This is a genomic window from Streptomyces sp. NBC_01013, assembly GCF_045162765.1.
In the GTDB taxonomy this organism is placed as follows: Bacteria; Actinomycetota; Actinomycetes; order Streptomycetales; family Streptomycetaceae; genus Streptomyces.
In genome coordinates this window covers 6,677,888-6,690,240 of sequence record NZ_CP108687.1, presented here as the reverse complement: position 1 = coordinate 6,690,240, position 12,353 = coordinate 6,677,888, and the positions used below count along the sequence as shown (strand labels likewise).

9 protein-coding genes are annotated in these 12,353 nt (G+C 71.9%); 2 read left to right on the top strand and 7 right to left on the bottom strand.

Annotated features, from left to right (window positions below):
* The first annotated feature begins 21 nt into the window (after positions 1 to 21).
* The gene (locus tag OG538_RS29140) at positions 22 to 1,002 is read left to right on the top strand and encodes a DMT family transporter (RefSeq protein WP_406098423.1); all 981 of its coding nucleotides are present in this window, start codon (positions 22 to 24) and stop codon (positions 1,000 to 1,002) included.
* Complete coding sequence (ppk2, locus tag OG538_RS29135; protein WP_406098422.1) at positions 968 to 1,918, top strand: polyphosphate kinase 2; 951 nt, start codon at positions 968 to 970, stop codon at positions 1,916 to 1,918. Before OG538_RS29140 ends, ppk2 begins: the two co-directional genes overlap by 35 nt.
* A 154-nt stretch (positions 1,919 to 2,072) precedes the next feature.
* Here the strand turns inward: ppk2 and OG538_RS29130 are convergent, their stop codons facing one another.
* From OG538_RS29130 to OG538_RS29100, 7 genes are all read right to left on the bottom strand, one after another.
* Positions 2,073 to 3,152, bottom strand: coding sequence for a Zn-dependent alcohol dehydrogenase (locus OG538_RS29130; RefSeq protein WP_406098421.1), 1,080 nt, complete (start codon positions 3,150 to 3,152; stop codon positions 2,073 to 2,075).
* Positions 3,153 to 3,212: 60 nt separating this feature from the next.
* Positions 3,213 to 4,607: an aldehyde dehydrogenase family protein gene (locus OG538_RS29125; RefSeq protein ID WP_406098420.1), complete on the bottom strand. Its 1,395-nt coding sequence runs from the start codon at positions 4,605 to 4,607 to the stop codon at positions 3,213 to 3,215.
* Positions 4,608 to 4,780: 173 nt separating this feature from the next.
* Positions 4,781 to 6,139: an ABC transporter ATP-binding protein gene (locus OG538_RS29120; RefSeq protein WP_406098419.1), complete on the bottom strand. Its 1,359-nt coding sequence runs from the start codon at positions 6,137 to 6,139 to the stop codon at positions 4,781 to 4,783.
* Positions 6,140 to 6,272: 133 nt separating this feature from the next.
* Entirely contained in the window at positions 6,273 to 7,541 is a 1,269-nt protein-coding gene (locus OG538_RS29115) for an MFS transporter (protein WP_406098418.1), read from the bottom strand.
* Positions 7,542 to 7,549: 8 nt separating this feature from the next.
* Positions 7,550 to 8,962 carry a CitMHS family transporter gene (locus OG538_RS29110; protein ID WP_406098417.1) on the bottom strand — a complete coding sequence of 471 codons (1,413 nt, stop codon included), beginning with the start codon at positions 8,960 to 8,962 and terminating at the stop codon, positions 7,550 to 7,552.
* A 120-nt stretch (positions 8,963 to 9,082) separates the two neighbouring features.
* Positions 9,083 to 11,335 carry a molybdopterin-dependent oxidoreductase gene (locus OG538_RS29105; RefSeq protein WP_406098416.1) on the bottom strand — a complete coding sequence of 751 codons (2,253 nt, stop codon included), beginning with the start codon at positions 11,333 to 11,335 and terminating at the stop codon, positions 9,083 to 9,085.
* Between the two features lie 178 nt (positions 11,336 to 11,513).
* Positions 11,514 to 12,134, bottom strand: coding sequence for a TetR family transcriptional regulator (locus tag OG538_RS29100; protein ID WP_406098415.1), 621 nt, complete (start codon positions 12,132 to 12,134; stop codon positions 11,514 to 11,516).
* Between the last annotated feature and the right edge of the window lie 219 nt (positions 12,135 to 12,353).

Sequence of the window (12,353 nt, the reverse complement as noted above, 5' to 3'; positions counted from 1 at the left end):
CCTGGCTCTACGGTCAGGTCCATGACGACGCTCCCCTCCTTCGCCGCACCCCCGGAAAACCGTGACTGGCGGGCCACGGCCGCCGCCTGCACCACCGTGGTGCTGTGGGCCTCCGCCTTCGTCTCCATCCGCAGCGCGGGCGAGGCCTACTCCCCCGGCGCCCTGGCCCTCGGACGGCTGCTGGCCGGCTCCCTGGCGCTCGGCACCCTCCTGCTCGTACGCCGGGAGGGACTGCCGTCGCGGGCCGCCTGGCCGGGGATCCTCTGGTCGGGGCTGCTGTGGTTCGGCCTGTACATGGTGGTGCTCAACTGGGGTGAGCAGCAGGTGGACGCGGGCACCGCAGCGATGGTCGTGAACATCGGGCCCCTGCTGATCGCCCTCCTCGGCGCCCGGCTGCTCGGCGAGGGCCTGCCGCGCCGGCTGCTGCTGGGCATGGGCGTGTCCTTCGCGGGGGCCGCGGTGGTGGGACTCTCCATGTCGGGCCACGGGAGCTCCTCGGTGCTGGGCGTGCTGCTCTGCCTGCTGGCCGCGGTGGCGTACGCCGGTGGCGTCGTCGGCCAGAAGCCGGCGCTGCGGCACGGCTCGGCCCTGCAGATCACCACGTTCGGCTGTCTGGTCGGCACCGTGGCGTGTCTGCCGTTCGCCGGTGCGCTGATCTCCGACGCGGCCGACGCACCCCTGTCGGCCACCCTGAACATGGTCTACCTGGGGCTCTTCCCGACCGCACTGGCCTTCACCACCTGGGCCTACGCGCTGGCCCGCACCACAGCGGGGCGGATGGGCGCCACCACCTACGCGGTGCCCGCGCTCGTGGTGCTGATGTCGTGGCTGCTGCTGGACGAGGTGCCGGCGCTGCTCACCGTGTGCGGCGGGCTGCTCTGTCTGGCCGGGGTGGCGGTCTCCCGCAAGCGTCCGCAGACTGGTGCGACGCGGAAGATTCCGGCCCCGCAGGTGGAAGGACCCCCTCATGACGCGGAGCGCCAAGCAGCGGACCGGCCGTAAGAAGGCGAAGAGGGCAGACGAACCGGTGAAGCTGGTGACGCCCGAGGGCCGGGCGGCCGACGCCTGGCGCGAGGACTATCCGTACACCTCCAAGCTCGGCCGCAAGGCGTACGACACCTCCAAGCGCGCCCTGCAGATAGAACTGCTCAAGCTCCAGCACTGGGTCAAGGAGCACGACGAACGGCTCGTCATCCTCTTCGAGGGGCGCGACGCCGCCGGCAAGGGCGGCACCATCAAGCGGTTCACCGAGCACCTCAACCCCCGTGGCGCGCGCGTGGTGGCGCTGGAGAAGCCCACCGGACGCGAGCGCACCCAGTGGTACTTCCAGCGGTACGTGGCGCATCTGCCGGCTGCCGGGGAGATCGTGATGTTCGACCGGTCCTGGTACAACCGGGCCGGTGTGGAGCGGGTGATGGGGTTCTGCTCGACGCCCGAGTACCTCGAATTCATGCACCAGGCCCCGGGTTTCGAGCGGATGCTGGCCCGCGACGGCATCCACCTGGTGAAGTTCTGGTTCTCCGTCTCGCGCGACGAGCAGCGCAAGCGGTTCATGACCCGGCAGACCGATCCGGTGCGGCAGTGGAAGCTGAGCCCGGTCGACCTCGCGTCGCTCGACAAGTGGGACGCCTACACCGAGGCAAAGGAGCTGATGCTCTTCCACACCGACACGGCGGACGCCCCCTGGACCGTGGTGAAGAGCAACGACAAGAAGCGGGCCCGGCTGGAGGCCATCCGGCACGTCCTGCACCGCTTCGACTACCCGGACAAGGACGGGACGGTGGCCGGGGAGCCGGACCCGCTGATCGTGGGCCCGGCCTCCCGCCTGTTCGAGCAGGGCGAGACGGAGGCCCGGCTGCTCACCGCGGGCCGGTCGGAGACCGGCCCGGAAAGCGTCTGGGGCGTGTCTCGAAAGTAGCGTCGTCCGCCCGGAGGGCGGGGCCCGCGGCGTCCGGTGCGGTGCCTCGCAAGGCGGAGGGTCGTCCTCGTACGGGGCGTACGTGGACGATCCCGACAACGCGGCGAGGCGCCGTGCCAGGCGTCGCGGGCCGGACGGGACTTTCGAACACGCCCTAGAAGACCACCAGGGCCCGGCCGCCCTTGCCGGCGATCATGTTGTCGAAGGCCGCCGGGATTCCGTCCAGCGCGATCCGTTCGGTGACCATCATCGAGAGGTCGAAGCGGCCCGCCCGGATGTGGTCGGCCAGCACCGGCAGGTCGCGGGCCGGGTCGCTGTTCCCGTACACACAGCCGGTCAGGGACCTGCCCCAGTGGAAGATCTCCAGGGCGTTGAACGTCACCTGCTGGTCCTTGCCCCCGATGCCGACGACCGTGGTGCGGCCACCGCGTCGGGTGGACTCCCAGGCGCTGCGGATGGTGGCGGCCCGCCCGACGCACTCGACCGCCACGTCCGCGCCCTGGCCGCCGGTGAGCCCCCGGATCTCGCGGGGCGTGGTGGCGGAGGCGATCACGTAGTCCGTGGCACCGGCCCTGCGTGCCAGCTCCTCCTTCTCCGGGGAGACGTCCACCGCGATGATCTTCGAGGCGCCCGCGATCCGGGCGGCCTGGAGCACGGCGAGGCCGACGCCGCCGATGCCGAACACCACGACGGACTCGCCGTCGCGGACCCGGGCGCTGTGATGGACGGCCCCGTAGCCGGTCAGCACCGCGCAGCCGAGCAGGGCCGCGTCGGTGAGCGGGATGCCGTCCGGTGCAGGCAGGACGCAGTTCGCGGCGACGACGGTCTCCTGCGCGAAGGCGGCGACGTTCAGTCCGGGGTGCAGTTCGGTGCCGTCGGCGGTGCGGGCGTGGATGTTCGCCGCGCCGGCCAGGGCGTTGGTGCAGAGCCAGACCTCGCCGATGCCGCAGTGGTGGCAGCTGCCGCAGGACGGCGCCCAGTTGAGGACGACGCCGTCGCCCGGGGCGAGGTGGCCGACGCCCTCGCCCACCGAGACCACGGTGCCCGCTCCCTCATGGCCGAGGACGGCGGGGACGGGCAGCCGCATGGTGCCGTTGGACAGTGAGAGGTCGGAGTGGCAGACCCCCGCCGCGGCGAGACGGACGCGGACCTGGCCGGGGCCGGGCTCGGGCAGGGTGATGTCGGTGATCTCCAGCGGAGCTCCGACGGCGGACAGTACGGCGGCGCGGACCACGGACTGGCTCCTTGCTGATCGGGGACACGGACGAGCGGGGGTACGGGAGAGCAGAGCGGTTCAGAACTGGAGGGACTTGGTCTGGAGGTACTCGGCGAGACCGTGCGCACCGAGTTCGCGTCCGACGCCGGACTGCTTGTAACCGCCGAAGGGGGCGAGCGGGTTGAAGCGGCCGCCGTTGATGTCGACCTGACCGGTGTCCATCCGGCGGGCGAAGGCGACGGCCTCCGCGTCGTCGGCGGCCCAGACGGCGCCCGCGAGCCCGTACACGGTGCCGTTGGCGATGCGCAGCGCGTCGGCCTCGTCCTCGTACTTCAGGATCGAGACGACCGGGCCGAAGATCTCCTCCTGGGCGATGGTCATGTCAGGGGTGACGTCGGCGAACACGGTGGGGCTGACGTAGTACCCGGTGGCCAGTGGCGCGTCGGGGCCGCCGGCCACGACGCGGGCGCCCTCCTCGATGCCCTTCTCGATGTAACCGCGCACCCGGGCCTGCTGCTTGGCGTTGACCAGCGGACCGACCCGCTCGCCGGGTACGTACTTGGCGACGGCCGCGGCGGCGAGGGCGACGGCCTCCTCGTACCGTTCGGCGTCCACCAGCATCCGGGTCCAGGCGCTGCACGTCTGCCCGGAGTTGGACATCACGTTGGCGATGCCGACGTTCACCGCCTTGGCCAGATCGGCCGAGGGCAGGATGACGTTGGCGGACTTGCCGCCGAGCTCCAGCGCGACGCGCTTGACGGCGCCGCCCGCCGTGGCACCGATCTGCCTGCCGACCGCGGTGGAGCCGGTGAAGGAGACCAGGTCGACGTCCTCGTGCTCGGCGAGTGCCTGTCCGGCGACCGGGCCCAGGCCGGTGACCAGGTTGAAGACACCGGCGGGCAGGCCGGCCTCCTCGATGGCCTCGGCGAAGAGCTGCGCGGTGAGGGGGGTGTCCTCGGCGGGCTTGAGGACGACCGTGCAGCCGGCGGCGAGGGCGGGGGCCACCTTGGCGACGATCTGGTGCAGCGGGTAGTTCCACGGCGTGATCGCGCCGACCACTCCGACGGGCTCCAGGAACACGGTGGAGTTGCCGTGGCGTTCCTCGAAGGCGTACGTCGCGGCCAGTTCGGCGTACGAACCGGCGACCAGCACCGGCACGCCCGCGTGCACCATCTGCGACATCGGCAGGGGGGACCCCAGCTCGGCGGTGACCGTTTCGGCGATCTCGTCCTTGCGCGCGGCCAGCACATCGCGCAGCGCGCCGATCCGGGCGGCCCGCTCGGCGGGCGGGGTCGTGGCCCAGCCGGGGAACGCGGCGCGGGCGGCCCGTACCGCGGCGTCGACGTCCTCGGCGGTGCCCGCCGGGACGTGTGCGATGACCTGTTCGTCCGCCGGGTTCACCACCGCGATGGTGTCCGTTCCGGCGGCGGGCCGCCATGCGCCGCCGATGTACATACCGTCATGGGCCTTCATGGCTGTTCCTCCCGGACGCGGTGACGGACGAGGTCGTCCGCGACCTAAACTAGCGCCGTTAGTTTTCAGGCGCCAGAGACGTCGGTCACGTGCCGGGGCCCGTCCGCCGCCGCCGCGACCCGGTCAGGCCGCGGGAGGAGGCGGCTCGGCGGACGGGCCCCGGAGCCGTCGCCCTACACCTCCAGTCCCGGCACGTCCTTCGGCAGCGGGCAGATCCGGCGGCCCCGGTGGTCGAAGACGTACAGGTGCGCCAGGTCGACCAGGAGCGGAACCTGGCCCCCGGTGCGCAGTCGCATGTCGGGCCCAGTGCGCACGACGAGGTCGCTGGAGGTGACCGCGGGGCGGTCGGGGCTGCGCACACCTGGCGGCAGCGGCTCGAATCCCGGTTCGTCGAGGACGGCGACGGATGCGCCGGCCTGTCCGGTGGCGCGCTCCCTGAGGCGTTCCAGGACGCCGACCCCGCCCCCGGCGCCACGGCGCCTGCGCACGGTGCCACGGTCCGGGCGGGCCGATTCCAGGTCCGGTACCACGGCGGGCTGCGACCCGGTGTTGAGGTGGACCAGCGCCTCGTGTCCCTGGTATTCGACGTGCTCGACTATGCCGCTGAGCGCGACCTCGCCGGGTCGGGCCTGGCTGGGCGGGGCGATCCGGACCGCCTCGGAGCGCAGTCCCACGATGATGCGCCGGCCCTGCTGGATGCGCAGCAACTGATGGTCGGGGCTGAGGGGTTCGGGCAGCGGAAGACGCTGACGGCCGAGGTCGATCGACATCCGCCCTTCCAGAGGCGCGTGCACGACGGCCTGCAGCAGGTTGATCCGCGGAGTTCCGATGAACGCGGCGACGAACACGTTCTCCGGCAGGGAGTACACCTCGCGAGGCGGGCTGACCTGCTGGAGCACTCCCCCGCGCATCACGGCGACCCGGTCGCCCAGCGACATGGCTTCCGCCTGATCATGCGTCACATAGACCGTGGTGACGCCGAGTTCCTTGGTGAGCTGGGATATCTCGGCCCGCAGGTGGTTGCGGAGCTTCGCGTCGAGGTTGGAGAGCGGCTCGTCCATGAGGAACGCCGAAGGCTGGCGCGAAATCGCGCGGCCCATCGCGACCCGCTGGCGCTCACCGCCCGAGAGCTGGCCGGGGAACCGGTCCAGGACGCTCTCGATGCCGAGCATCCTGGCCGTGTTCTCGATGCGTTCGTTGTGGTCCTGGCGCGGGTTCTCCAGTTTCAGCGGGAAGCCGATGTTGGCCCGGTTGGTCATGGTCGGGTAGAGCGCGAAGTTCTGGAAGACCATGGCCATGCCGCGTTCGCGGGGTGTGAGGAATTCGGACGGCTCACCGTCGAGCAGGATCTCGCCCTCGGTGACGTCCTCCAGGCCGGCGATCATGCGGAGCACGGTCGACTTGCCGCACCCCGAAGGGCCCAGCAGGACGACGAACTCGCCCGGGTCGATGGAGAGTGAGACGCGGTCGACAGCACGCGGGGAGCGTCCGTAGGCCTTGCTTACGTTGTTCAGAGTGATGGCGCGAGTCATGTGGTTCCGCCCGGGAGGATGAAGGTGGAGCGGTGGGGAGCGGCAGTAGTGGCCTGAAATTAACCCACTGCGCAGGGTGAGGGAATGACTCGCGCAAAGGTTGCACCGTACTGGTAGTGCAGGGACGTAAGTGTCAGGTGGGATTCCGGTTGAGGCCGGTCCGCGCGGGGCCGTCCGCGGGCACCGCCCGATCCGGGTCCGGCCCCTCCCGGCGAGGTGTGCGGCCGCCTTCGCCGCGTGCGCCCAGGCCCGCCGCCGCGACCAGCAGTACGCCGAGCATGACGAACGGCGCCGCGGTCCCCGCGACTCCGGCGACCAGCCCGGCAGCGGCAGGAGTCGCCACCTGGCCGAGCCGGTTGCCGGTCAGGCGCAGGGCGAGCGCGGTGGAGCGCGCGGCAGCGGGGGCGGCCCGGACCACGGTGGTCATCGACAGCGGCTGGCCCGCGCCGAGACAGAAACCGAGGACGGCGAGCATCAGGGCCAGCACCCCCACAGGGACGGGGAGGGCGATGGCGGCGCAGAGCACCCCGGCCGTCAGACAGGTGGAGGTGAGCAGTGCGGCCCTGCCCCGGGCCCGGAGCAGAGGGGTCATCACCAGCCGGCAGGCGATGGTGGCCGCGGCACGCAGGCTCAGCAGCAGTCCGACCGTGGCGGGGGCGATGCCGCGGTGTTCCCCGACGACCGGCAGGTAGGCGGTGAGGATGTCGGTCGCGGAGAGCACGGCGAGGCTGATGAAGATGCCGGCGGGAACGCCCCGGGTACGCAGAATGCCGCCGACGGGCACTTTGGCGTCCGAGGCCCTGCCACGGTGTGCGGCGGCGGTCCGGTGCTCGATGCGCCAGAGGGAGCCGAGGGAGAGGGCGGCGACCACCGCCGAGACGGTCAGGGCGAGGGCGCTGGTGCGGCCCATGGCGCCGTCGCGCTCCGAGATCAGATACCCGGCAGCGATCGGGCCGATGAGCTGGCCGAGGGAGGCACCGATGGTGAAGTGGCCGAAGTTGCGGTCCTGTTCGGCCGGGGCGGACTGTCGGGCGACGATCGACTGGGCGCCGATCACGAAGCAGAGGTGGCCGAGCCCCATGACCCCGCTCCAGGCCGCCATCGCGCTCAGCGAGCCCGCCCGGCCGCTGAGCATGCAGCCCCCGGCGATCAGCACGACGCCGATCGGCAGCAGGGGTGCGCATCTGCCGTGGTCCGTCCGGCGCCCCAGCGGGACGGCGGCGAAGAGCGGCAGGAGCGCGTACACCCCGGTGATGACGCCGATCGCACGCTCGTCCGCACCGAGCGCCAGGGCCCGGTAGGAGACTGCGGGCCGCGCCATCGACACCGCCCCCTGCGCGAAGGCGAAGGCGATGACGAGGCGCAGCAGCCAGCTCCGGCCGGGCCCGGTGGTGTCGGTCATGGACACTCTTAGATGATCCCGAACAGGAGTCCGGCGCCGAGCACCACCAGCGAGGTGATCGCGGCCCACTTGACGGTGAAGCGGGTGTGGTCGCCGAACTCGACCTTGGCCATGCCGACGAGGACGTAGACGGCGGGCACCAGCGGGGACGACATGTGCAGCGGCTGGCCGACCAGGGAGGCACGGGCGATCTCCAGCGGGGAGACGCCGTGTGCGGCGCCGGCCTCGGCGAGCACGGGCACGACGCCGAAGTAGAAGCCGTCGTTGGACATGAAGTACGTGAGCGGAATGCTCAGCACGCCGGTGACGAGGGCCATGTGCGGTCCCATGCCCTCCGGGATCGCGCCGACCAGCCAGTCGGCCATGTGGTCGACCATGCCGGTGCCGGTGAGCACCCCGGTGAAGACGGCGGCGGCGAAGACCATGCCGGAGACGTTGAGGACGTTGTCGGCGTGGGCCGCGATGCGGGCCCGCTGGTCCGGCATGTGGGGGAAGTTGACCGTGAGGGCGAGGGCCGCACCGAGGAGGAAGAGCACCGGGATCGGCATCAGTTCCATGATCATCGCGGTGAGCAGGGCGATGGTGAGCCCCGCGTTGAACCAGTAGAGCCCGGGCCGCAGGGTGGCGCGGTGGGGGTCCAGGCCCTTGAAGCCCTCGTCCGCCTTCCCGGCGTCCTCGGAGTCCGTGCCGCCCACGCCTGCGCCGCCGGTGCTCCCGTACGGCCGGCCACTGCCGCCGCCCGCGGCGACGAGGACCTGCTCCGTCTCCGTGACCGTCTCGGTCGCCGGTGCCCCGTCGAGGGTGAGCGTGCCGAGCCGCTTGCGCTCGCGGCGGCCGAGGACGACGGCCAGCAGGATCACCGCGAGCAGTCCGACGCCGAGCGCCGGGATCATGGGGACGAAGATGTCGCCCGCGTCCAGCTTCAGGGCGGTGGCGGCGCGGGCCGTGGGGCCACCCCAGGGCAGGGTGTTCATGACGCCGTTCGCCGTGGCGGCGACCCCGGTCATCACGACCAGGCTCATCTTCAGGCGCTTGTAGAGCGGATACATGGCCGAGACCGTGATCATGAAGGTGGTGGAGCCGTCCCCGTCCAGCGAGACGATGGCGGCGAGCACCGCCGTACCCACCACGATCCGCATCGGGTCCGCCTTGCAGAAGCGCAGGATGCCGCGGACGATCGGGTCGAAGAGTCCGACGTCGATCATCACGCCGAAGTAGACGATCGCGAACATCAGCATGGCGGCGGTCGGCGCCAGATTGCCGACGCCTTCGATGACGTAGTCGCCTAGATGCGCACCCTTGCCCACGGCTACGCAGAAGAGTGCGGGGATCAGGACGAGCGCCGCGATCGGCGACATCTTCTTCATCATGATCAGGACCAGGAAGGTCGCAATCATGGCGAAGCCGAGGATGGTCAGCATATGGATACCTATCGTTCACCCTTGAACTCCCGCCGGAGCCGGCGGTGCGGACGACGTTAGGGCGCCCCACATGGCGTTAACAAGACGTTGACATGTGAGCAATACGAGCAAAACCCCAGGTCAACGCGAGGGCGCCACGGTGACGGGGATGGCGTTGAGTACCGCCGTGCCGGAGAGCGGGTCGAGGCGGCTGCCGTCGAGGAGCTGGTTGACGTTGACGCCGGGCTGCTCGGCGGCGACGGCCATCCTGGTGCCGGGGCGGTTGTGCCCCCAGCCGTGCGGAAGGCTCACCACGCCCGTCCTCACGCTGTCGGTGACCTCGACCGGGACCGTGAGCTCGCCGCCGTCCGCGGTGACCGTGGCGGTTGCGCCGTCGCTCAGTCCGAGGCGTGCCGCGTCCTCGGGGTGCATCTGGAGGGTGCAGACGTTGGATCCACCGCGGAGTGCGGCGACGTTGTGCAGCCAGCTGTTGTTGGACCGCAGATGGCGGCGGCCGACGAGGACGAGCGCTTCGGGGTCCCTGCGGCCGTCGAGGGCGCGGCGCAGCCTCGGCAGGTCGGCTGCGACAGGTGCGGGAAACAGTTCGACGCGCCCGCTGCGGGTGGTGAGGACCTCGGGGACGCGGGGAGCGAGGGGGCCGAGGTCGATGCCGTGCGGGTGGGCGAGCAGTCGTTCCAGGCTCAGGCCGTCGGGGTCGGTGCCGAAGCCCTCGCCGTACGGGCCGAGCCGGAGCATGAGGTCGAGGCGTCGCTCCGCTCCGGTGCGGCCGGTGAGCGCGGCGGAGATGTCGGCGGGGGCACGGCCGTGCACGGGCGAGAGCGGGTCGGCGACCGCCTTGCCGAGGGCCCGGTCAATGATCATGGTGTCCACGGCGTCCGGTTCCGCGCCGTGCATCCCGGAGACGGCGAGGACGAGCCGGGCGAGGATCTCCGCCTCGTCCATCCGGCCGTCGTCCAGGGGCACGGCGGGGCGGGTGTAGCGGACCTGGTTGCGCACGGCCAGGGCGTTGAACGCGAAGTCGAAGTGGGCGCTCTGCGAGGGCGGCGGCGGGGGAAGCACCACGTCGGCGTGGCGGGAGGTCTCGTTGAGATAGGGGTCGACGCTCACCATGAAGTCGAGCCCGTCGGCCAGCGCACCGTCGAGCCGGGCACCGTCGGGCGCGGAGAGCACCGGGTTCGCCGCCAGAACGATGAGGGCGCGGATCCGTCCCTCGCCCGGTGTCTCTATCTCCTCGGCCAGCGCGGAGATGGGCAGTTCGCCCTTGGCCTCGGGGTGAGCGGAGACCCGGCTCGCCCAGCGGCCGAGCGCGAATCCCTTGCCGGGGGCGGCGGGACGCGGGGCGCGGGCGGTCGCGGAGAGCGGGAAGAGGGCGCCGCCCGGGCGGTCGAGGTTGCCGGTGAGGACGTTGAGGACGTCGACGAGCCAGCTGGCGAGGGTGCCGTGTTCGACGGTGCAGCTGCCGATGCGCCCGTACACGGCGGCGGTGGGGGCGGCCGCGAGTTCCCGGGCGAGGGTACGGATGGTCCCGGCATCCACATCGCAGGCAGCGGCGACGGCCTCCGGCGTGAAGTCACGTACCGCGTCGGCGACTTCACCGATCCCCTCGACGTGGTCCGCGAGCGCGCCGGGGTCGGTGAGCTTCTCCTCGAAGAGCACGTGGGCCATCGCGGCGAGCAGGAGGGCGTCGGTGCCGGGCCGGATGGCCACGTGCCGGTCGGCGAGGCGCGCGGTGCGGGTGCGGCGCGGGTCGATGACGGTGAGGCTGCCGCCGCGGCGGCGCAGTGCCTTGAGCTTGCCGGGGAAGTCGGGGGCGGTGCACAGGCTGCCGTTGGATTCGAGGGGGTTGGCACCCAGCATCAGCAGGTGGTCGGTGCGGTCGAGGTCCGGCACCGGGATCGCGTTCGGGTCGCCGAAGAGCAGTCCGCTGGAGACGTGTTTGGGCATCTGGTCCAGGGTGCTCGCGGTGAACAGCGCCCGGGTGCGCAGGGCGGCGAGCAGGGCAGGCGGGTAGAGCGCACCGGCCATGGTGTGCACGTTGGGGTTGCCGAGGACGACGCCGACGGACTGCGGCCCGTGTTCCCCCACGAGAGCCGGCAGGGCGTGGGCGATCGCGTCGAACGCCTCGCCCCAGCTCGCCTCCGTCAGGACTCCGTCCTTGCGGACGAGGGGAGTGCGCAGCCGGTCCGGGTCCTCGTCGAGCCCGCCGATCGACGCACCCTTGGGGCAGATGAAGCCTTTGCTGAACACGTCCTCCCGGTCGCCGCGGGCACCGGTGACCCTGGTCCCCTCGATGGTGAGGGTGAGCCCGCAAGTGGCTTCACAGAGGGGGCAGATGCGCAGGGCGGTACGGGAGCTGCTGGGGTCGTGCGGCATGGGGCCCTCCCGGGGGCGGCGGCAGCGGTGGCGCGGACACGGCGGAGCCCGGCCAAGCACGGCCGAGCATACCGACCGGTACGCACGCTGGGGAGACATGCGGGGGAAGAAGGTTGCCCCGGGATCGGTACGGCTCGACCGCGGGCCCCGGCCCGGGGCCCGCGGCCTCCGGGCGGTCTCAGTCCAGCACCCGCGCGAGGTAGGCCTGGAGCAGGACACGGGTCTCGGCGACGATGGCCCGGTCGCCGGACGGGTCGGTGCGGAAGGCGAGTTGGAGCAGCGCGTCGGCGGCCTCCACGCACACCAGGATGGAACGCAGGAGAGCGTCGTCGGGGTCGCGGTCCAGGTGGCCGGCGAGCAGGTCGGTGAGCCGCCCCGCGACGCGCCGGTTGGCGTCGTCGGCCGGGTCGTCGTCGGGTGCGGGGGCGCCGAAGTCGATGAAGGAGAAGCCGGGGACGGAACTCTTCATCGCCAGGTACTCGTCGAGCACGGCGTCGATGGCATGGCGCCAGTCACCGGCCGGGATGGTGACGAGCCGGGCGGTGATCCGCTCGGCGTAACTGTCCAGGTTGCGGCCGGCCAGGGCGTCGGCCAGCGCCCGCTTGTTGGAGAAGAACCGGTAGACGGAACCGATGGGCACCCCGGCACGCGCCGCCACCGCCCGGGTGGAGAGCTGCTCGTAACCGGTCTCGTCGAGGAGTTCGGCACAGGCGTCGAGTATCCGGGCGAGGCGCTCGGCGCTGCGCTGCTGCACGGGGGCGCGGCGGAGGTTCGTGTTCGCATGGGGCACGGGTTCCATGATGCCGTGGGCCTCCTCTGCCGGGGGCACGGGTGGGGCCCGCAGACAACGGCCCGGCCTGGGGCCTGTTTCGAAAGTAGCGCCGTCCGCCCGGAGGGCGGGCCCGGCGGCGTCCGGTGCGTGCGATCGCAACGCGGAGGGTCGCCCCGATACCGGGTGTATCGGGGTGATCCCGACAACGCGGCGAGCGTGCGCGCCGGGCGCCGCCGAGCAGGCGGG

Bases quoted from the DNA above. Each gene is read 5' to 3' on its own strand.
- ppk2 (WP_406098422.1), top strand. From the start codon at position 968: ATGACGCGGAGCGCCAAGCAGCGGACCGGCCGTAAGAAGGCGAAGAGG.
- OG538_RS29120 (WP_406098419.1), bottom strand. From the start codon at position 6,139: ATGACTCGCGCCATCACTCTGAACAACGTAAGCAAGGCCTACGGACGC.
- OG538_RS29115 (WP_406098418.1), bottom strand. From the start codon at position 7,541: ATGACCGACACCACCGGGCCCGGCCGGAGCTGGCTGCTGCGCCTCGTC.
- OG538_RS29140 (WP_406098423.1), top strand. From the start codon at position 22: ATGACGACGCTCCCCTCCTTCGCCGCACCCCCGGAAAACCGTGACTGG.
- OG538_RS29110 (WP_406098417.1), bottom strand. From the start codon at position 8,962: ATGCTGACCATCCTCGGCTTCGCCATGATTGCGACCTTCCTGGTCCTG.
- OG538_RS29125 (WP_406098420.1), bottom strand. From the start codon at position 4,607: ATGAAGGCCCATGACGGTATGTACATCGGCGGCGCATGGCGGCCCGCC.
- OG538_RS29105 (WP_406098416.1), bottom strand. From the start codon at position 11,335: ATGCCGCACGACCCCAGCAGCTCCCGTACCGCCCTGCGCATCTGCCCC.
- OG538_RS29100 (WP_406098415.1), bottom strand. From the start codon at position 12,134: ATGGAACCCGTGCCCCATGCGAACACGAACCTCCGCCGCGCCCCCGTG.